Raw genomic sequence first — 20,518 nt, 5'->3', positions numbered from 1 at the left:
TTGCACCTGTGCCTGTACGGAATTTGGTGTAACTAGCCCCAATCGTTCAATATGCGGTCAGGGAGGACATGCATATGGATTTTCACCTGTCAGAGGAACAGGAAGCCATCCGCCAGATGGCACTCGACTTCGCTCGCGACGAATTGGCGCCTCACGCCATTGAGTGGGACCAGGAAAAGCATTTCCCGGTCGATAAGCTGCAGGCCGCAGCCGCCCTCGGCATGGCAGGCATCTATATCAGCGACGATGTCGGCGGCACCGGCCTGACACGGCTCGACGCCGCCATCATCATTGAGGCACTGGCAACCGGCTGCCCGGCGGTTGCCTCCTTCGTTTCCATTCACAACATGTGCGCCGGCATGATCGACCGCTATGGCACCGACGAGCAGCGCCATCGGCTGCTGCCGAAGCTGCTGACCATGGAGACGCTGGCGAGCTACTGCCTGACCGAGCCAGGATCCGGTTCGGATGCGGCAGCGCTCAAGACCAAGGCAGTCAAGGACGGCGACAGTTACGTGCTGACCGGCCAGAAACAGTTTATCTCCGGTGCCGGCGTGTCCGGCCTCTATGTGATCATGGCGAGAACCGGCGAGGACGGGCCGAAGGGCATCTCCACCTTCGTGGTGGAAAAGGATGCGGCCGGCCTCACCTTCGGCGCGAACGAGAAGAAGATGGGTTGGCATGTGCAGCCCACCCGCGCCGTGATGCTCGACGGCGTGCGGATCCCCGTTGAAAACCGCCTCGGTGCCGAGGGCGACGGCTTCAAGATCGCCATGGGCGGGCTCGACGGCGGCCGGCTGAACATTGCCGCAGCCTCGCTCGGCGGTGCGCAGGCCGCCTTCGACCGGGCACTGGCCTATGTCCAGGAACGTCGCGCCTTCGGCAAGGCGATCGGCGAGTTCCAGGCACTGCAGTTTCGCCTCGCCGATATGGCAACCGATCTCGAAATCGCCCGTACCTTCCTCTGGCGCGCGGCCTCGGCACTTGATGCTGGTGACCCCGAGGCGACGAAACTTTGCGCCATGGCCAAACGCTTCGTCACCGATCGCTGCTTTGCCGTCGCCAACGACGCGCTGCAGCTCCATGGCGGCTATGGTTATCTCGCCGACTACGGTGTCGAGAAGATTGTCAGGGACCTGAGAGTGCACCAGATACTCGAGGGTACCAACGAGATCATGCGGCTTATCGTGGCGCGCTCGATCTTCGGCCGGAAATAGGAAGGGCTTTTCATGGAAATGCAGGCGGTAGCACCGGAAGTCATCGTCGAACGCCAGGGTGCAATCGGCCGCATCCGGCTCAATCGCATGAAGGCGTTGAACAGCCTCAACGTTCCGATGATCCGGTTGATCGCCGAAGCGCTGACCGAGTTCGAGAGCGATCCTTCTGTCGCGGCCGTGATGGTGACCGGCGAAGGCGAGCGCGGGCTTTGCGCCGGCGGCGACATCCGTATGATCTATGAGAGCGGGCGCGAGCGGCCGGCCGAAGGCGCACAGTTCTGGCGCGAGGAGTTCATCGTCAACAGCCGGATTTCCGCTTACCCGAAGCCCTACGTTGCCATCATGGACGGCATCGTCATGGGCGGCGGTGTCGGCATCTCGGCACATGGCAGCCACCGTGTCGTCACCGAGCGCACCCGGCTTGCCATGCCGGAAACTGGCATCGGCTATTTCCCGGATGTCGGCGCCACCTGGCTGCTGCCTCACGCGCCCGGCGAATTCGGCACCTATCTCGGGCTTACCGGCCGCGACATCGGCGCCACTGATGCAATCCATGCGCGCCTTGCCGACCATTATGTGCCGACCGCCAAGCTCGACGAGCTGTTCTCGACCCTTGCCGCGCTGCCGCCTTCAGCCAAGGCCGCGGATGTCGATGCCGCAATTCAAGGGGTGGCCGATGAGGTTCCGCCATCGCCGCTCGCGGCGCATCTCAAGGCAATCGACCGGTGCTTCGCCTTCGATACGGTCGAGGAGATCCTTGCCGCGCTCGAGGCGGAAGACAGTGACTTCGGCAGGGAAACGCTGGCGCTGCTTCGCTCGCGTTCGGCGCTGAGCATGGCACTAACGCTCGATCTCCTGCGTGCCGGACGCAAGAGCGCCTCGCTCAATGAATGCCTCGAGCGGGAATACTCGGCCACGCTCGGCATGCTTTCCAATCCCGATTTCTATGAGGGCGTACGTGCCGCCGTCATCGACAAGGACCGCAACCCGAGATGGTCGGTGGGCCTTTCCGATGTGACGGAAGAGAAGCGCGCGCAATTTACGAACCGAGATCACCTGCCATTGTTTGTCGCCTGAGGGAGCCAGTCGCTCCGGTTGGCGTCGGTCGAATTGCAATTCAGGAGGAGTGAAGATGACGAAGATCGCCTTTATCGGGCTTGGCAACATGGGCGGCCCAATGGCCGCCAATCTGGTGAAGGCCGGCCACGCGGTGACTGGCTTCGATCTGTCGGAGGCATCGCGCACCGCTGCGGCAAAGACGGGTGTTTCGGTTGCAGGTTCGATCACGCATGCGGTGCGCGAGGCGGAATGCGTCATCACCATGCTGCCGGCTGGCGCGCATGTGCTCTATGTCTGGGATGAACTGCTCGGCTTCGTCGACCCCGGCACTTTGCTGATCGATAGTTCGACCATCGACGTCGACAGCGCCCGCAAGGCGCATGCGCTTGCCGACAAGGCCGGATGCCTGTCGCTGGACGCGCCCGTTTCGGGTGGCACCGGCGGGGCCGCCGCCGGCACGCTCACCTTCATGGTCGGCGGTACGGATGATGCCTTTTCCCGCGGCAAGCCGCTGCTCGACGCCATGGGCAAGAAGATCGTTCATTGCGGTGACGTCGGTGCGGGCCAGGCGGCAAAGATCTGCAACAACATGATCCTCGGCATTTCCATGGCCGGCGTCTGCGAGGCCTTTGTCCTCGCCGAGCGCCTCGGTCTGTCGCATCAGGCATTGTTCGATGTTGCGTCGACTTCGTCCGGTCAATGCTGGTCGCTGACGACCTATTGCCCGGTACCAGGGCCCGTGCCGACATCACCTGCCAACCACGACTATAAGCCCGGTTTTGCAGCAAGCCTGATGCTGAAGGATCTGAAGCTGTCGCAGCAGGCCGCCAGCACAAGCGGCGCCTCGACGCCGATGGGCGCCCAGGCAGCGCAGCTTTATTCCATGTTCGAGAAACTCGGCCATGGTGGCGAAGACTTTTCCGCGCTCATTCATCTGCTGCGCGGCAATGAGGAAGCAAAGCCCAGCTGACCGGGTGTAACCGGTATACGGCGTCGATACGAGCCGACGCCGTATACTTTTGGCCATCCCAGACGTGGCGGCTAAACTGCCGCTTTGAGCTGGTTGCTGATATAGCGAAACTCCTGAGTCTTGCCTTCGAAGCCATAGGCGGCAGCCGAGACCTCGTGCACAAGGATATAGCTTTCCGGATGCACGTTGCCGAGCAACTGCTGAAAACCGGCGAAGACCGCTTGAAGGTAGCTTGCCATCTCCTGCTTGGTGTTTGTGCCGTCCACAACCTTGATATCAAGCCAGAAGCTGTTGGTGGCCTGTTCTGCAAGCGAGCGGCCGCCGGCGAACCAGTGAAGCGGATCGGCATAGTTGACGACGATGGCCGTAATCGTCGGATCCTTGCGCAAATGCGTGGCCGTCAACTCGCTGACGACGGCGGCGATGCGTTGGGACAGGGCAGGGTCGGCCTTGCCGGTGACGGTGACATTAATGATAGGCATGATTGGCTCCTTGAAGTGTCGGTTGGTGTTGAAGCCAATCTGGCAGTTCTATTGGTGTCATTAAATCGAATTGTTTTTGAGTGATAGTTCGATTATCATGAAGTTATGCAGACGCTTGATCCTGACCTGTTGCGCACATTCTTGGCCTTTGCCGAAAGCGGCTCGCTGGCGCATGCCGCAACGGTCGTCGGTCGAACCCCTTCGGCAGTCACTGCCCAGATGCAGCGGCTGGAGGCCATGATCGGTGAAGCGCTGCTGGCGCCATCTGGGCGTGGCCGGGTGCTGACGCCAGCCGGCGAAGATGTGGTCGTGCATGCCCGCAAGATCCTCGACGCTCACCGTGACGCGTGGCTCAGCCTCAAGGGCGCACGTACCGACGGGCGTGTGTCGCTCGGCTGCACCCAGGATTTTGCCGACAGCACGTTGCCGACGCTGTTGCAACAGTTTGCACGCGCACACCCGCGGGTGCAGCTGGATCTGCGGGTCGGCCGTTCGAAAGAGCTCGTGGCCCAATATGATCAGGGCGCTGTGGACGTGATGATCGTCATGCGGCAAAGCGCGGCGGGCGACGAGGTCGCAGTGCTGCGCGAACCGATGGTCTGGCTATCAGCGTCGCCGGACGTCCTGCCTGTCGACGAGCAATTGCCGCTTGCCGTCCTCGATCCGCCCTGCGGTTTCCGCTCTTCGGCTGTCGACGCGCTTGAGGGAAGTGGTCGGCCCTACCGGATAGCAGCGACAAGCCCGAGCCTCTCCGGGCTTCGCGCCGCGGTTCGCGGCGGCATCGCGCTGACGGCGAGAACCGAGCGCTTCGTCGGCGAGGGTGTGGCGATTGCGCCCGAAAGGTTGGCGCTGCCGGCCTTGCCCGATGCCGAGTTCAGCCTGCATCTCAAAGCCGGCGCCGAAAAGGCGGCGACCACGCTTGCGAGCCTTCTTGTCGACGGACTTTCAAAAGCGGTTTCTGCGCCCTGACAGTTGCTTCGAGTGCCGCGGCTTACATCTGGACCGTCATGCCGCCATCCACCGTCAAGGTGATACCGTTGACGAAGCTTGAGGCTGGTGACGCGAGGAACACGGCGGCAGGTGCGATTTCTTCCGGCCGGCCCCAGCGCTTCAATGGGATGCGGACATCGATGAATTGCTGCAGCACGGGATCGGCGGCAAGTGCAGCGTTGGTTTCCGTAGCAAACCAGCCGGGCGCGATGGCGTTAACGGTCAGGCTGTCAGAGCCGAGTTCGACCGCAAGCGATCGCGTCAATGCGTCAAGTCCGCCCTTTGCCGCGGTATAGGCGGGGTCGCCGGCGCGGGCTGCAAAGGCCGCGATCGAGGTGACGAAGATCAGCCGTCCGGCGTCCGATTGTCGAAGATAAGGCAGCGCTGCCTTCGCCATCCCGTAAGCGGCAGTGAGATCGGTGTTGATGAGGGCTGCAAAGCCGGCAGCATCCATCTCGTCCGCACCGCGCCGGTCGCGCTCACCGACGGCGTGGATCACAATATCCAGCCTTCCGGTACTACCTGTCGCCGCGGCCAGGATCTCGTCCACATCTGCCGCCACATCGCCGGCCGCGGTCTCAAGCGTGATGCCTTCACTCGCGGCCCGATCGCGTGCCGCCTCCAATGCCGAGCGGTTGCGGCCATTGATTGCCACCGACGCGCCCGCCTTGGCAAGTGCCTTTGCCATCTCAAAGCCAAGTCCACGGCCACCGCCGGTGACGAGAGCTGATTTGCCGTTGAGATCGAACATATATACCTCGTGACTTGTCATCGCGGTCGAAACAACGCCAAGTCTCGACATCCAACGTTTAGCGCGTGTTGCCGTGTCAGCCAACCGCAGGTTTGACGGCGACACGGTGCGTCGCCAGTCAGTGCCCCGATCGGCGTGGCGCGGGCTTTCACGGATACGGAGTGCACGGTCATTGGGGAATAACAGATGATCGACGCGCCCGTTTGCTAATGCCCAGCGTATATTGGTGGCAGTCTGCTATTTTCTATTTCCGGATAAGAGCGTGTCAGTAGTATGGGCTCACCGGCGCTCTGGCTGACAGCACGCGCTCCATCTTCGAGCGAGAACTTCTGCCGGCATGGCGCAATCGTCTCCTGACGGAGATCACGCCCGACGATCTACGAGCCCATTGCGGGAAAATCGCTGAACGCGGCGCTCCGGCGACGGCCATCCACGTGCGAGACATCCTGTGAAGTAGATCTACGGATTTGCCATCCTGAACGGAGAGAAGGTCGCGAACCCGGCAGCCGAAGTGGGACCAGCGTCGATCACCACTTTCGTGCCTAAAAACCGCGCGCTCTCATCCTCCGAAATTCGAGTGATGCTGAAGCAACTCGACCACATCGCCACGCTTCCCACGATCCGTTTGGGAATGCGGCTCTATCTCCTCACGGTGGTTCGCAAGAGCGAGCTGCAGAACGCGTATGGGACGAGGTCGACTTCGAGAATGCGGTCTGGACGATCCCCAGAGCGGATCAAGCGCTCCAAGGCGAATAACGCCTGTCGCGCCAGGTACGACATTATGATCGCCCTGAAGACCTGTGTAACGGAATTCAAGATATCTGCTGCCGTCGCGGCATCACGCGGATGCTCCGATGTCGCGCGCCACCTTGAACCGGGTGACCTACGCAGTCGTCGAACGGGCGAAAGCGGAAGGTTTGCCACTGGAGCCGTTTACCCACGTTCTGGGAAGGGGACATGCCGCTTAGGGCTTGATGGCTGACGTAGTGGCGGGCTCTGACCGCACGTTCGTTCTTGACCTCCAGGGACGGGCACGTAATGTTCTATATTCGTTCTAGTTTGGGGTAGAAGTCAAGGAGCAGGTGAGCATGGGTGTTTTTCAGAGGCGAATGTGTTAAAACCTCTGCTGGTATGATTTTCAGCAGAGGAAACATCACGGAAGTGGACACGGCTGGCACCCAACGGGCTCGCGCACTGGAACTCCTGAAAGCCCGGCATATGCTGCGGCTGAAGGATTTCGCCGCGCACGGCATTGGCTCAGAGACGCTCGCGCGCCTGGTACGAGATGAAGAAGTCGTTCGTCCGGCGCGCGGCCTCTACCAGCTTCCCGACGCTACGGCCGACGCACGACATGCCCTAGCCGAGGCATCGGCGCTTGTGCCGAGAGGGATCGTCTGCCTAATCTCGGCGCTGCAGTTTCATCAGCTGACGCTGCAAATGCCGTCGGCGGTCTGGATGGCCATCGATCGAACGGCTTGGCGCCCCAAGATCGACTATCCGCCTATCCGTTTCGTACGCTTCACCGGCACCGCTCTCGCCGAGGGTGTCGAACGGCATCGCATCGAGGGGGTCGACGTGCCGATCACAAATCCGGCGCGTTCGATCGTCGATTGCTTCCGTTATAGGACGAAAGTCGGCCTCGATGTTGCGATGGAGGGGCTGCGCGAGGGGCTCCGGCGGCGCAAAACCACAAGCGACGAACTCTGGACATATGCGAAGAGGGCCAGAATCTGGTCGACCATGCGACCCTATGTCGAAGCGACGGTGGCTGATGGCGCTTGAACCGAAGAAAAACGTCGGGGCATCAGTGCGCGCCCGGCTTCTGGATCGGTCCCGCGCGGAGCGCACGGACTTTCTGATCCTGCTGACGCGCTACGCGCTCGAAAGGCTCCTGTACCGGCTGAGCCTATCCGCGCATCGCGACCGCTTCATCCTAAAGGGCGCGATGCTGTTCGTTACATGGGTCGCCGACCCGTTTCGGCCGACGCGTGACCTCGACCTGCTGGGTTATGGTGCGAACAGCCCGAAGGCCATCGCCGAAACTTTCCATGCCATTTGCACGCAGCCGGTCGACGATGATGGCGTCGTTTTCGATGTCGATGCGCTCGAAGCCGCGCCGATCCGTGAAGAAGTCGAATATGGCGGAATTCGAGTCCGCACCACAGCCACCATCGCAGGCGCCCGCATCCCGATTCAGGTGGACATCGGCTTCGGGGATGCCATCACACCCGGACCGGTCGAAATAGAATATCCATCATTGCTCGATGCTCCGGCGCCGCACCTGCGAGCCTATCCGGTCGCAACCGTGGTCGCAGAGAAGTTCGAGGCGCTGGTGACGCTAGGCATGGCGAATAGCCGCCTAAAGGATTTCTACGATCTTTGGCTGATCGCCGAGACGTTCGAGCTTGAGTGGTCCACCCTCGCGAAGGCCGTGCGCCAGACTTTCGCTCGAAGGGGGACGGACTTTCCGAAGGAGAGGCCGATGGGTCTCAGCGATGCCTATGCCGAAGTATGGGATCGGCAGTGGCGGGCGTTTCTCGGTCGCGAACGTATGGCGGTCGCGCCGCCAGGCTTGGCCACGGTAGTGGGGGACCTCGGACGCTTTCTGCTGCCCCTCACTTGGGCCCGTGATGGCAATTGGCTTTGGAAGCCGCGTGCGGGATGGATTCAGCTGTAAGGCCGCGCCGTTGACGCGAGTGCCGGTCGTGGCGCGGTTCGGTATTCCGGCGGCCGTCGCTGTCATTGTCGGAGCAAGCTTGCTCACCTGGGTTCGACAAGATGCCGGCTCTTGCGAGCTACACGCTCGGCGGATGGACCTATGAAATCACTGTCGTCAAGGCCGTCATCGGAGTGCTGATCGTCGTATTCGCCATTCAGGAACTGTGACCGCGTTTCCAGACACTGGCTTTCCTGTTGCACTGGCTGCCACTTGGAGGCGTGCTGTCGGAGTACCGGTCTCTCCGGCAAGCATGGGGCACTACGTTCCGCCTTTCTGCTGAAAACCGGCCTGACGAAGGAGGCGTTCGTCGCCACGGGCGTCCTATCCGAGCAGCTTATTCAGTCGTAGCAACTGCTTGCGCCGGTTGCAGTGGGCACGGTTTGGGCGTTCATCGGATCGTTCGTGGGCAAGCGTGTCCTGCAAAAGATCACATTGCGCACCGTGCAGATTATCCGTGGCGATGCTGCTTATTGGAGCCGGACCGGCGTCGGGTCTTATTTAGCCCTGACTGGTCCCAGGCAGGGACGCATCGACCGGGAAGGAAGCGCTCAGGCACGTCGCCTAGTCGGCCGCCAAATCGAGCCACTGCTCTATGGCACCCTTGTTGAATTCCACAATTAGTCATATATGACGTGATACGGCTATTTTATCATCGTATCTGGATCATTGCTATGGGATCGCCGAAATCAAAGTCCGCCCTAGAAAGACTTGGACACGACGTGCGCGGCGCTCGTTTGTGGCGCGGCATCGCCGTGGCCGATCTGGCGGTGCGTGCGGGCACGTCACCGAGCACCGTCTCGCGCCTCGAGAAGGGGGATCCCGGTGTCGGAATCGGCACGCTCGCCGATATCCTGGTTGTGCTTGGTCTTGTCGACCGGCTGGCCGACCTGATCGACATCCGCAAGGATGATCTGGGTCTAGCGTTGACCGCCGAACGCCAGCCGCGTCGCGGACGGTCTATTGCGACCACACTGCGCAGGCAGAAGGCCAAGGGTAAAACGGCACTGGATGATCCGGATGCCGTCGATCCGGACGGCGCGTCATTCTGAAGCCCGACGCCAACGCCCATGTCGTTCTCGGCGAGAGCCTGACACCCGTTGGTCAGCTGGGTTTCACGCAGGCCGGGCCGCGGCAGTTCTCGACTTTTGCCTATGATCCAGCCTGGATCGACAGTCCCCGCGCCTTTGCCGTGCAGCCAACCTTTCCGCTTGAAGCTGGGCCATTTCACACATCTGGTTAGACCGGAGACATGCGCGGTGCATTGGCGGCGCGTCTTCGCCGACGCCGCGCCGGATAGTTGGGTCCGGAGGCTTCTCGAACGTACCTATGGCAACGGTTTTTCATCCCACCGCTTCAATTCTGCGGTTGTCGGCTGATGTTTTTTCGGACTGTTCCTCCAGGCCGAACGCAATTGATTCATTCTCGACAACGAGCACCCGTTCTCGGTTGCCTTGGACAAATGGCCTTGAGTTTCTCCAAGAGCGAACAACTGACTTCGGACGCGAATTCCCCGTTCAATGGAAGTCGGAGCGATTTTGAGAGGGACAACGCCCTTGTACCGGATGATCGCGAAGCCCTGATCGTCCGGACGCGTTTTCGAGATCGCGCGCCTTGTGGCGGCGAGAGACAGCGGTTCAACGATGCTGGGCGTCGGTTCCGACGCAGCGACCAGCAGTGGATTAGCCGCGGTATGCTTGTCGAGCCTATCTCGTCTTCAGCCCGAACCTGCGCGCCTTCGCCCAGCGCGTCGAGGTTGTCGAACGCAAAGTGTTCGTCAAGGATCGAAAGACAAGCGGAGGCCAGCGAGGCCGTGGTCGCGATGAGCCCGTTGATATCAATGGCCGCCCTTCGCCTCAATTTAGCTTGTCCGAGCATGATCTTGGACCGGCCGTCAAGAACAGCACCGTAGCGAATGCGATCTGCCCTGCCATTGGCAGCCAGTACGCGCTCGACAAGGGCAATCCAGGTCGAAAGGTTCTCCAAGCCTATGCCAGGTTGGAGACGATCTACACCGGTCCCGTGGTCGTCGGATCTATCAGTACCTGCCCGCCAAATCGGTTGGCATCGGCGACCTCGTGCGGTGACCGCACGTTGTCTGCTTACTGCCAACGTATTGCTAAAGCTTGCGGGCGAAGATCGCGATCTCTGCAGCGTTCTCCGGGAAACGTTTGCCTAGCCGGATCAGTCCTTCGACCGTGTTGTTGCCGACGATGTCGAGCACCTCGCGCATCTGGCCGTTGGAGAACGGCTTGAACATGTATCCGGAGAACGCGAGTTCGCCGAAGCCTGCATCAATTACCATTTTCTCCAGCGTCTCCCGATGGAAGACATTAGGTTGCCCGAGTTCGATGTTTCGTTCGGAGAGTTGTGTTGGCGATTGCATCAGGCCCATTTCGACGCCGAGCAGGCGATGAAAAGACATGGCATTCGGCACGCTGACCAGAAGCGAGCCGCCGCGCCTCAGAAGCGCGTTGGCGGCCGACAGCATGGTCTGAGGATTGGTTGTCTCGTGCAGCAGGCCCGATAGCAGAACGGCGTCAAATCCTTCCGGCATTCTTGTCCTTGCCGCTTCGACCCTCTCTTCGAGATAACCGCGTTCAAGCTCAAGCTTGTCGATGGACGTCCGTTTTTCCTCGATCAGGTCGGCATAGAACGAGGGTTCTATCACTAACCAGCTTCGGATGGACGAACCGGCGAGATCGAAGCGGTTTATCAGCAGATCGGGACCGCAGCCCACCTCTACGACAGACGTTGGGGCAAGTTGCCCGAGGAACTCCAGGCAGTTGTCCTGACGGGCGGTTATGAGATGCCGCTCGAACGCCATGTCGATGAGATACTTCTGGGCATACTCCTCGGCGCCAATCAATTTGGACGCTGTGGCAATGGCGTCAGGCATAACTTTCGGCTCCGATCGTTGTTTTGATTGCCAATGAGGCCTCCTGGATGATTCCATCGAGGAATGGCGTGCCCGCCGAGCGCCCGACAAAGCGCAGATTGGGAACGCGGTCGAGCGTATCCTGCTTCAACTGCGCGGTTGCTCTGCCGTAGTCCGAGGTGGGAACAGGAATGATGTTGCGATAGAGATCGCTGTGACTGCCGAGAACGGTGGCCCCGGCATCAATGATGCCGCATCGCCTGCATTCATTCAGCGCTGCACCTGCAAGGTCCGCCGGCAAGAGTTCGTCAACGAGATGCTCGAAGGTGATGATGTGGCCGGCGGCCGGGATATCACCGATGTTGTCGTGGAAGATGGCGCGGAAGAAGGCCGGGTGACGGTTGAAGTTCAGCGCATACTCGGCCTGATGGGTAACAGGCCGGTCCACGAGTGCGTGGGAGATCTGCAAATGGCGGAACCGCGGCAGGGCGCCGGGGGACACGGCCATGGCGCGAGCGACGAGCGCGGGCGCGATCGTGCTGATCACGCCTGCCGGGCGGATGACCTCGCCAGACCGCAGCACTATGCGCTCCAGACGCTGCGTGACTGGCGCACGATGAATCTCCTGCACTGCGTCGTTGAAGAGGAACGTCACGCCGTCTGCGGCGAGGCTCTGCTGCAGGGCATTGATCCAGGTCGAAATGCCGCCACTCTGCGGCCGCAGGAACTGCCGCGCAGCGTTTTTGGGCAAGTCGCTGTAGCGTGCATGCGCGATGCGCCCGGCGAGAGCCTCGTCGTCCAGCAGTCTCGAAGTTGCCTGATGGTCCCCGGCGATCATGCGGCGCGGCAGGAACCACGTTACGGCATTCGGCGCCAGCTCAGACAGTTCCGTCTCAAAGAGCCCGAGCACGGCGTCGCGAACGAGGCCGTTCGTCAACGTCGGCCCGAACCAGTTCAGGCTGTAGTCCTCGGCATTGTCGGCATTTTCGACCGGTCTCGTTGCACGCATTTCGTCGAGCGCAACGTTTAGCTGCGTCCCCAGGACGGTTGTGTCGAGACAGGAGCTTTCCGAATTGAAGCTGTCCGCAGTGATGGCGCTCTCGCGTGGCCAGCCGTCATAGTAGACCCAGGAAAACTGGAAGTCGGGGCGGTGAAAGATCGCATCGTCGATCGACTTCGTTCCCGAAAGAACCGGGAGCCGCAGACCGGCATCAAGCCTATACGACTGCCCGCCGAGGTCGACGGCGGTCGACTTCCACAGGCCTCCTGCCAAAGCGCCGGCCTCGACCACGGTTACCGAAGCGCCTTGCGCCCTCGCAAGCGCCGCGCATACGAGCCCTGCGACGCCGGCTCCGATGACAACGAGTTCCGTCATGTCAAACCTTCCAGATCCTGAGCCACATTGTCCTTATGCAAAACCCGCATCCCCATTCGCCAGTTGCTCCAGATCGACGTCGAAATGCCAGTGCACCGCGACGCCAGAGCCGAAACGCAGTTTCTGCTTCAGCAGATTGGTGTTGATCGCGTATCCATCGGATAGGGTGTTGATGCCGAACGACATCACCTTGAAGCTGCTGGCCGCTGTCGCGTCGATTACGCCGGCCAGCAGGTAATCCACGGCGCCAAGTTCTCGCCCGCGAGGATTGGAGGCGATGTATTGGGTGTGGAGCGTTTCGGCGTTGTAGGCAAAGCACCATGTCCCGGCAAGAATCTCGCCGTCCGACCCGTATGCGAGCCATAGCTGGTTTTCGCCTTCGAGGCGACGGCGCAGATCGAGCATCTCGGCGAGGTTGTGCACCGGCACAGTCGAATGCCGCTCCTGCAGGTTGCTGCACAGCAGCGTGTGGAAGGCCACCCAATCTGCCTCTTGTTGGGCTTGCCGTAGCTGCACGCCTTTGCGTTCGGCGGCTTTGATGGAGGCGCGCCTCTTGGCTGAAAAGGCATAAGCTCTGTCGATCCGGATGAAACTCCAGAGATCGGCACGGCGCACCGTTCCTGTTCTCAGAAGCAGCCTTAGATCACTTTCATCGAATTGTTGTCCGAAGATCGCGGGCACAGTCTTGTAGACGAGCTTGCGATATCCTCGCTCAAGCAGCGTCCCGGCGACCGCCGAAAGGATGCTGGCTCGCTCCGAGGGGTCGATCACGTTGGCAATCATGCCGCCGAAAGTGCTTCCCGGATGAGAGGCCACGACGTCCGTGGAGTTTGGTGCGCGCGCCAGCGCAATGGCCGCCTTCAGCCTAACGCCGGGGTCGCTCCAGACGCACAGGCTTTCGTCTTCGAAGCGCTTGCCATGGTATTCGAGAAACCGGCGGCTGTGCATGATCGTGCCGGCCTGCGTCGTGGGCACGAAATCATCCCACGCTTGTTTGGCGCTGGCGTCGTAGGACGTGATGTGATGAACCATGCGTAGTTTCGCCGCTATAGAGTTTCCGCTGACCTCGGCGCTTGGTTCGCGGCATCGGTCGGTGGGTGGTGAAATCCGACGAGAAGCGAACGGCGATTCTCAGCCGGCTCGTCAACCTCGTCACGTTGTCCGAAATGTTTCCAATCCGGAATATTGCTAGTCAATTCATTGTCATGGTGCAGCAACGACGATTGCTTTTCGAGGTCGACCGCACTCGTGTTGTATTTGGGCAATCTTTTGCCAGGCTTTCCGTCGCTGAGTATTCGGTCAGCGATCATCTATTGGGAAATTAGCCGCGTTCAGGCCGGGACAAGCTTTGTTGTCCAGTTTGGGCCGAGTAGTTTTCTTGATGGATGGGGATATGATCAAGGTCGCATTGTTTGGAATGGGGTATTGGGGCCGAAACCTGTTCCGGGTGATTTCCAACAATCCCGGCCTTCAATTGGCCGCTGTCGTTGATCCTGCGCCCGGCCTGCAGGAAAGACTGGCGGCATCTCACCCTAACGTCAAAGTCTACCCCGACGCGGCACCGGTGATGGCCGACAGTGACATTGATGCTGTTGTGATCGCGACGCCGGTCGCGTCGCACTACGATCTCGCGCGCGCTGCCCTGGATGCCGGCAAGCATGTCATGGTCGAGAAGCCGATGTGCAGCTCGAGCGACGAAGCCGCCGATCTCGTTTTCCGGGCTGCTGCTCGCGGCCTGACGCTGATGGTGGATCACACGTTCCTCTTTCATCCGGCCGTCATGAAGCTCGCCGAGCTCGTGCACTCCGAGGCGCTTGGGCGCATCTCCTATTTCGATTCGCAACGCGTCAATCTCGGCCTGTTTCAGCCCGACGTGAACGTCCTGTGGGATCTGGCCCCGCACGATCTCTCGATCATCGATTACCTCTTCCAGCACGAGCCGGTCGAGATCGAGGCAAGCGGGTACTGCCACGTCAATCCCACCTCTCCTGATATCGCCTACCTGACGTTCCATTACCCAGGATCGATGGTTGCGCATCTCAACCTGAGCTGGATGTCTCCGGTCAAGGTGCGACGCATCGCCGTCGGAGGCAGCGCCCAAATGGCAGTCTGGGACGATCTCAATCGTGAAGAGCCGCTCAAGGTCTATGATTCGGGCATCACCTTCCAATCAGAGCAGGAGCGCCACATGATCCTGCCGAGCTACCGCATCGGCTCGGTCCATTCTCCACGCCTTGCGGGTTCGGAACCGCTGGTGGATGTGCTCGAGCATTTCCGCCGGGTCATGCTGGGGCAGGAGCGATGCAAGACGGATGGTCGCCTGGGGCTACGGGTCGTGCGCACCCTTGAGCAGGCGCAGGCGAAACTGGACTTCAGCCTGCTGCGTGTTCGCAACGGGCTAGCCGCTCAACAAGCCAGCGTCGTCGCGGCGGAATGAGATCCGTTTGACCCTATACCTTTAGCCGAAACATTGATCAGCAACGTTCGCTTTCCCAATCGTCGTGCGTGGGCAAGGAGTTCGAATGCAGGGAAAGAGACTTAGATGAACGCCCATTCCACAGTGCCCTTCGTGGACCTGTCGATACAGTGGAACCAGATACGCAGCAGCGTATTGCCTGATATGGAGCGCCTGTTCGAAGCAAGCGCCTTTTGCCTTGGCCCTTGGGCCAAGGACTTCGAGCAGCGGATTGCCGAATACCTCGGCGTGCGCCATGCCGTGGCTGTCAGCAGTGGCAGCGCCGCGTTGCATGTCGCGGTGATCGCTGCGGGAATTGTTCGGGGCGACAAGGTCCTGGTTCCGACCCACACCTTTATCGGGACGGTCTGGGGTCTGATCTATGCCGGCGCCATTCCGGTGTTCTGCGATGTGGAGGCAGGCGCTGGAACGATCGATGTTCGCGACGCCGAAAGCAAGCTGGACGAAAAGGTGAAGGCGATCATACCGGTTCATCTCTACGGGCAGCCCGCGGACATGGCGGCGGTCCTGGAGTTCGCCCGGCGGCACAAGCTGCTGGTGATCGAGGATGTCGCGCAGGCGATCGGCGCCCGCTACGATGGGCAGCCGCTGGGCTCTCTCGGAGACTTTGGCTGCTTCAGCTTCTATCCTGGAAAAAACCTTGGCGCAGCCGGCGAGGGTGGTCTTGTCGTCACGAATGACGATCGCAGCGCCGACGCGATGCGGGCATTGCGCGATCACGGTCAGGCACAGCGCTACGTCCACCAGATGATCGGTTACAACTATCGTATGGATGGTATTCAGGCGCTGGTGCTCGGCCACAAGCTCGCACATCTCGACGATTGGACGAACCAGCGGCGGCAGATCGCCTTGCGCTATGCGGAAGGCCTTTCAGGGCTTCCCTTGAAGCTGCCGGAGGTCGTCCACGGCGATCACGTGTTCCACCTCTATGTCGTTCGCACATCGCATCGCGATGCGCTCAAAAGCTATCTCGAAGGACACAGCGTGCAGACTGGACTGCACTATCCAATCCCGCTTCATCGACAGCCATGTTTTGCCGACATGGCATCGGCCCAAGGCAATTTCCCCGTCGCCGATGACTATGCCGGCACGGCACTATCGCTGCCGATGTTCGCCGGCCTCACTCCGGACCAGCAGGACCGAGTCATCGATGCAGTAAGGGGCTTCTTCGAGCGAGGGGACGAGAATGACCAGTAAAGCGCCCCGTAGGCGGGTCCTGTGTGTCAGGCCGACTCTCAATCCGGACGCCGGCCCATTGCTGCGCAGGATATCCAGCGAGTGGGTGGATGCGCTTGCGCTGCATTGCCATGTCGACACGATCGATCAGGATTTCGACTTCGAGGAGGCCTGCCGAAAGCTGAAGCCCGATTTCGTCGTGTTTGACGCTGTCCATTGGGTCCGTCCCCAACGGCTCAATATCGCTAACATCGCCGCGTTCCCGGAAATACCGCGGGTCTTGTACCTCAATTGCGATCCCCATGATCCGATGAGACCGCTTCTTTTCGGCATGCTGGAAACCTATGGCGTCGAGACCATATTCTGCGGCATTGAACACTTGCAGCACACGCCGGAGCTGGAGCGTTTTACCTGCCACCTCCTGCCGCTGTTTATCGACAGCAAGATATTCAGGGACTACGCTGTCGAAAAGACGATCCCGGTCACGATCTTCAGCGGCCATTTGTTTCCCGCCTTTTACCCGTGGCGAGCGAAGGTTACGCAGGAGATACAGCATTTCCTGCCAACGCTAGTCTACACGCATCCGGGCTACCAGTCCGGCACGCCAGCACCCTTTGAAGTTCGCGACGAAAAATATGCCCGGCTGATATCGCAAAGTTACTTCTCGATCGCCGATACGACCCGGCTGGATTATGTGGTGCGAAAACACCTGGAGATACCGGCCGCCGGCGCGATCCTCGTTGCGCCCGACTCCGAGGTCGTCAAGAGATACGGCTTCGTCGATCTTGAGAACTGCATCCTGGGCAGCGGCGAGGAACTCTATGCCAAGATCGTTGCGGTATCCTCGAAGCCTGACGCGTACAACCGCATCAAGAAAAGCGGTTACCGGCTGATACAGGACAATTTCACCCGCGAGAAATGGACGTATCTGCTCGACTGGTACGAGTGCCGCATGGCGCGCAAGCCAGGTGAGATGACGCAGCAAACGAGACAGTTCGGACGGTTCAGGAACGTGCCGGGCAAGCCGGATACGCCTGCGATCGCCGATTTTTCGCTTCACGACAACCCGATGTCTGCCATCCTACGTGATGCCCGCGACGCGATTCTGACCGGAGACGATTTGGGGCAAGCGCAGGCCGCGCTCACCGCCGCGAGCCAATGGATTGGTCACATTGCCGAGCCGCCATTCATGCTGGGCATACTGGCGATGCTTCAGGGCCAGCTTGAGGACGCGATCGTGCTCTTTACCCGCAGGGGGAACGCACAAGGCCGGCTCAGTCCCAACATGGGTCGGCTGGATCCCTGCGAGATCGCGTGGCTTTTGCTGCTGTCGGCGTTGTTGAACGACTCAGATCTGCGCGAAATGATGATGCGGCAGGCAGAAACCGTGCCTCATGTCAGCATTCGTCGCGCCATGTGGCTGATATCCGGACCGGTGCAGTGCATCGATTTCGAGAAGGCCGGCCTGGAGGGCCCGATGCCTGGGGATTGCCTCTCCATTCATTGGTTCGGCCAGGAAGATTTTTCCCAATGGCTGGCGCTCATGGAACGGGTCCTGAACGGCTGCAATCTCCCCGACCAGGCCGCGATGATCCGCGTTTTGGCTGATGGCCTTTCCGGTATCGCCTCGGCGAAAGCGATCGCGGTGTAGCCCGCCTAAGAGTCCGATGGCATATCTGCTATCGGTGGCCGCGGCCGGAACTATGCGCCAATGGCTGCGGCAAAGGAAGTCTGCTTGTGTATTTGCGTGGGCCGGGCTTCGCCTTCGCCGAGATCCGCGCACACATCGAGATCGACAACGCCGCAAGCCTTGCTTGTTTTCGACGGTGCGACTTCGTAGAATTCGCGGAACAGGACGACGACGAGTTTCGCTTGTCGATCTGGTGTCCCAGAGCTTAAGCGCTGCAATTTCTCAGGACTGGGTGTTGCTGTGGCCAAGCACGCACATTGTACGCGACAACGCATCCCCGACCGCCACTATGGCGGCCGGTGAAATCACGTTTGGCCTACTTCATCGTATAGACATCGATGGTGAAGTACTTGTCGTTGATCTTCTTGTAGGTGCCGTCGGCGCGGATTTCGTCGAGTGCCTTGTTGAGCTTCTCGCGCAGGTCGTTGTCGTCCTGGCGCACGGCTATGCCAACGCCGTCGCCGACGAACTTCTTGTCGGTGATCGGTTCGCCGATGATTTCGCAGCAAGCCTTGCCGTCGTCGTTCTTCGTCACCCAATCCAGGAGCGGCAGCATGTCCCCGACCTGCAGATCAAGGCGGCCGTTGACCATGTCGAGATTGGCTTCATCCTGGGTCGGATAGAGCTTGATCTCGGCGTCCGGATAGGTGGCGGCGATAAAATCGGCCTGCGTGGTGCCCGACTGGGCGCCGATCACCTTGCCCTTGAGGGCTTCATTGGTAAACGTGGTGATGCCAGCGCCCTTCGGCGCCACATGCGTCATGGCCGCAAGATAGTAGGGATTGGTGAAGGCGACCTGCTTCTTGCGTTCCTCGGTGATGAACATCGACGCGATGATGAGGTCGTATTTCTTGGCTAGTAGACCGGGGATAATGCCGTCCCAATCCTGCGCGACAACCTCGCAGTCGGCCTTCATGCGCTCGCAAAGCGCCAGCCCGATATCGACATCGAAGCCCCCGATCTTGCCGGCGGAATCGACGAAGTTGAAGGGCGGATAGGCGCCTTCGGTGCCGATCTTGATCTTGTCAGCGGCTGTCGCCGCCGTTGCCGTCGCCATGACAGCCAGCATCATTGCTGCAATCTGTTTCTTCATCCGTGTTCCCCTTGTTAGCGCATCATTCTTGATGCTTCCGGGAGAACACTAAGTCCGGTCCGCCTATAAGCGAAATAGATAGGCGCGATAATCGGTATTGTTTCGATTGATCATGACCGCCATCGGACGATCACTTGTACCGGCCGTGGCGCTGCAGGACCTCGATCTTGTAGCCATCCGGATCGATGATGAAGAAGAACCGCGCCAGAAGTGCGCCGTCTCGATTGAACTCGACGATCTTGTTCGGACCAAGCCCCGCATCGGTCAATCGCTTGTGCTCGCTGTCGAGATCGCTCACCGACAAAGCGAGGTGACCGTAGCCATCGCCGAGCGCATAGGGCTCGGTTCGATCCTTGTTGATTGTCAGCTCGAGCTCGAACTCGCTCTCTTCATTGCTGAGATAAACAAGCGTGAAGGTTTCGAAATCGAGCCGCTCGGCTACGGAAAGCCCGAATGCCACTCTGTAGAAATCCAGGGACTTCTGCTCGTCGAGCACCCGGATCATCGAGTGGATTGCTTTGGCCAAGTGAGCCTCCTTCAGCTTTGAGACGCGTGCGAGGTAGCAGAGGACGAAGAAGGATGGAACCCTTCGTCCAGAAGTTCCGATCGCCCAATGGCTAGATGGTTCGGCCCCGCTTCTTCAACTGCTGTTCGCGGAAGAAGATGAAGAGACCCGAGGCGACGATCAGCCCGGCGCCGATGATGACGGTCGGACGTGGCGTGTCGCCGAAGAACCACCAGCCGAAGACGACGGCCCAAAGCAGCAGCGTGTATTGCAGTGGCACCACCGTCGCCGCATCCGCGAGTTTCAGCGCACGGTTGACCAGAATGTGCGCGAGCATCGCCACGATGCCCAGCATGCCGAGCTGAAGGATCGCCTCGCCATCGACGGGCGCCCAACCGGCTGGGTTGGCGGCAACGCCGACCAGGGAAAAGACCAGCGCGCCGATCACCTGCCAGAAGACCAGTGTCGTATCCGGGGTCGAGCGCAGCGTTCGGCCGAGCATCAGCGCGAAGGCGAAGGCGGCGCTGCCGACAAGGGCGATCAGCGCCGGCAGACTGAAGGTGTCTTTTGACGGTTCGAGCGCGATTACGACGCCGGCAAAGCCGACGAGGATCGCTGTCCATCGCCTCCAGCCGACCTTCTCGCCGAGCAGGAACGGCGAGGCCGCGGCAACATAGATTGGCGCCGCCAACCAGTAGGTCATGGTGTCGGCGAGCGGCATGTAGGCGACGGCGAAATAGAAGGCAGACGCGTCTACGGCAAAAAGCAGCGAACGCAGCGCCTGGAGCCACGGTCGCTCGACCTTCAACATCGAACGCAGCCCGCGTTTCAGGATGAACGGCGAAAGCACGAGCAGGGCTGCAATGCTGCGAATGACCATCAACTGGCTGACGGAATAGGTCGCCACCAGCCATTTGCCCATGACGTCGTTGAGCGAGAACATCAACATGCCGAGAAGCATGATGATGACACCCGTCCGAGCGGCGTTCGGCGCGGTTGCGGAGGCAGTCAGTATGGTCATGGGAGCGGCTTTCAAACGTGTTCGCGTGGCTTTGACACATTCCAGCACGCCGATCCATCGTGCTGTTCGAATGGGACGATAAGTTTTACGAATGAATCAGGCCGGACCGCCCGTTAATC

At 60.4% G+C, this 20,518-nt stretch carries 18 protein-coding genes and 1 pseudogene; 11 read left to right on the top strand and 8 right to left on the bottom strand.

Going from position 1 to position 20,518, the window contains the following annotated elements; genetic code table 11:
* Positions 1-74: 74 nt before the first annotated feature.
* The 3 genes from ASD00_RS03300 to mmsB are packed head-to-tail and all read left to right on the top strand — an operon-like array spanning position 75 to position 3,246.
* The gene (locus tag ASD00_RS03300; RefSeq protein ID WP_057204623.1) at positions 75-1,217 is read left to right on the top strand and encodes an isobutyryl-CoA dehydrogenase; all 1,143 of its coding nucleotides are present in this window, start codon (positions 75-77) and stop codon (positions 1,215-1,217) included.
* A 12-nt stretch (positions 1,218-1,229) separates the two neighbouring features.
* On the top strand, positions 1,230-2,294 hold the full coding sequence (locus ASD00_RS03295; RefSeq protein ID WP_057204621.1) for an enoyl-CoA hydratase/isomerase family protein: 1,065 nt from the start codon (positions 1,230-1,232) through the stop codon (positions 2,292-2,294).
* A gap of 55 nt (positions 2,295-2,349) precedes the next feature.
* Entirely contained in the window at positions 2,350-3,246 is an 897-nt protein-coding gene (gene mmsB / locus ASD00_RS03290) for a 3-hydroxyisobutyrate dehydrogenase (protein WP_057204619.1), read from the top strand.
* A 71-nt stretch (positions 3,247-3,317) separates the two neighbouring features.
* Here the strand turns inward: mmsB and ASD00_RS03285 are convergent, their stop codons facing one another.
* The gene (locus ASD00_RS03285; protein WP_057204617.1) at positions 3,318-3,728 is read right to left on the bottom strand and encodes a 4-oxalocrotonate tautomerase family protein; all 411 of its coding nucleotides are present in this window, start codon (positions 3,726-3,728) and stop codon (positions 3,318-3,320) included.
* 105 nt (positions 3,729-3,833) lie between these two features.
* On the opposite strand from ASD00_RS03285, the gene ASD00_RS03280 reads away from it, so the two are divergent.
* Positions 3,834-4,697 (top strand): LysR substrate-binding domain-containing protein, encoded by an 864-nt coding sequence (locus tag ASD00_RS03280; protein WP_057204615.1) that lies wholly within the window; start codon positions 3,834-3,836, stop codon positions 4,695-4,697.
* 22 nt (positions 4,698-4,719) lie between these two features.
* Here ASD00_RS03280 and ASD00_RS03275 read toward each other — a convergent pair whose 3' ends face one another.
* A complete protein-coding gene (locus ASD00_RS03275) occupies positions 4,720-5,469 on the bottom strand; it encodes an SDR family oxidoreductase (RefSeq protein ID WP_082523430.1) in 750 nt (249 codons plus the stop codon).
* 284 nt (positions 5,470-5,753) lie between these two features.
* Between ASD00_RS03275 and ASD00_RS41355 the strand changes: the two are divergent.
* From ASD00_RS41355 to ASD00_RS03260, 4 genes and pseudogenes are all read left to right on the top strand, one after another.
* Positions 5,754-6,422, top strand: a pseudogene (locus ASD00_RS41355) (tyrosine-type recombinase/integrase); the annotation flags it as partial.
* A 265-nt stretch (positions 6,423-6,687) separates the two neighbouring features.
* Entirely contained in the window at positions 6,688-7,251 is a 564-nt protein-coding gene (locus ASD00_RS03270) for a type IV toxin-antitoxin system AbiEi family antitoxin domain-containing protein (protein WP_057204613.1), read from the top strand.
* The gene (locus ASD00_RS03265; RefSeq protein WP_057204611.1) at positions 7,241-8,146 is read left to right on the top strand and encodes a nucleotidyl transferase AbiEii/AbiGii toxin family protein; all 906 of its coding nucleotides are present in this window, start codon (positions 7,241-7,243) and stop codon (positions 8,144-8,146) included. The genes ASD00_RS03270 and ASD00_RS03265 overlap by 11 nt, the downstream gene beginning before the upstream one ends.
* 713 nt (positions 8,147-8,859) lie before the next feature.
* Complete coding sequence (locus tag ASD00_RS03260; RefSeq protein ID WP_057204609.1) at positions 8,860-9,237, top strand: helix-turn-helix transcriptional regulator; 378 nt, start codon at positions 8,860-8,862, stop codon at positions 9,235-9,237.
* Positions 9,238-10,304: 1,067 nt separating this feature from the next.
* On the opposite strand, the gene ASD00_RS03255 is transcribed toward ASD00_RS03260, so the two are convergent.
* Genes ASD00_RS03255 through ASD00_RS03245 form a run of 3 tightly spaced genes read right to left on the bottom strand, consistent with a single transcriptional unit; the run spans position 10,305 to position 13,221 of the window.
* Entirely contained in the window at positions 10,305-11,084 is a 780-nt protein-coding gene (locus ASD00_RS03255; RefSeq protein WP_057204608.1) for a methyltransferase domain-containing protein, read from the bottom strand.
* A complete protein-coding gene (locus tag ASD00_RS03250) occupies positions 11,077-12,438 on the bottom strand; it encodes an FAD-dependent oxidoreductase (protein ID WP_057204606.1) in 1,362 nt (453 codons plus the stop codon). The genes ASD00_RS03255 and ASD00_RS03250 overlap by 8 nt, the downstream gene beginning before the upstream one ends.
* A 33-nt stretch (positions 12,439-12,471) precedes the next feature.
* On the bottom strand, positions 12,472-13,221 hold the full coding sequence (locus ASD00_RS03245) for a GNAT family N-acetyltransferase (protein WP_162249706.1): 750 nt from the start codon (positions 13,219-13,221) through the stop codon (positions 12,472-12,474).
* A 610-nt stretch (positions 13,222-13,831) separates the two neighbouring features.
* On the opposite strand from ASD00_RS03245, the gene ASD00_RS03240 reads away from it, so the two are divergent.
* The 3 genes from ASD00_RS03240 to ASD00_RS03230 all read left to right on the top strand — a co-directional run bounded on the left by ASD00_RS03240 (position 13,832) and on the right by ASD00_RS03230 (position 17,741).
* Complete coding sequence (locus tag ASD00_RS03240; RefSeq protein ID WP_057204602.1) at positions 13,832-14,875, top strand: Gfo/Idh/MocA family oxidoreductase; 1,044 nt, start codon at positions 13,832-13,834, stop codon at positions 14,873-14,875.
* Between the two features lie 105 nt (positions 14,876-14,980).
* Complete coding sequence (locus ASD00_RS03235; protein ID WP_057204600.1) at positions 14,981-16,111, top strand: DegT/DnrJ/EryC1/StrS family aminotransferase; 1,131 nt, start codon at positions 14,981-14,983, stop codon at positions 16,109-16,111.
* A 178-nt stretch (positions 16,112-16,289) separates the two neighbouring features.
* Positions 16,290-17,741 carry a glycosyltransferase gene (locus ASD00_RS03230; protein ID WP_200951430.1) on the top strand — a complete coding sequence of 484 codons (1,452 nt, stop codon included), beginning with the start codon at positions 16,290-16,292 and terminating at the stop codon, positions 17,739-17,741.
* Between the two features lie 355 nt (positions 17,742-18,096).
* Here ASD00_RS03230 and ASD00_RS03220 read toward each other — a convergent pair whose 3' ends face one another.
* The 3 genes from ASD00_RS03220 to ASD00_RS03210 all read right to left on the bottom strand — a co-directional run bounded on the left by ASD00_RS03220 (position 18,097) and on the right by ASD00_RS03210 (position 20,399).
* Positions 18,097-18,873 carry an ABC transporter substrate-binding protein gene (locus tag ASD00_RS03220; RefSeq protein WP_057204595.1) on the bottom strand — a complete coding sequence of 259 codons (777 nt, stop codon included), beginning with the start codon at positions 18,871-18,873 and terminating at the stop codon, positions 18,097-18,099.
* A 130-nt stretch (positions 18,874-19,003) separates the two neighbouring features.
* The gene (locus ASD00_RS03215; RefSeq protein WP_057204593.1) at positions 19,004-19,399 is read right to left on the bottom strand and encodes a VOC family protein; all 396 of its coding nucleotides are present in this window, start codon (positions 19,397-19,399) and stop codon (positions 19,004-19,006) included.
* A 91-nt stretch (positions 19,400-19,490) separates the two neighbouring features.
* Positions 19,491-20,399, bottom strand: a complete 909-nt coding sequence (locus tag ASD00_RS03210; RefSeq protein WP_057204591.1) for a DMT family transporter — start codon at positions 20,397-20,399, stop codon at positions 19,491-19,493.
* Positions 20,400-20,518 lie beyond the last annotated feature (119 nt).

Source organism: Ensifer sp. Root31 (assembly GCF_001424825.1).
GTDB classification, from domain to species: Bacteria; Pseudomonadota; Alphaproteobacteria; order Rhizobiales; family Rhizobiaceae; genus Ensifer; species Ensifer canadensis.
Note: the sequence above shows the minus strand (reverse complement) of the source record. Positions and strands in the feature narration are given on the sequence as shown.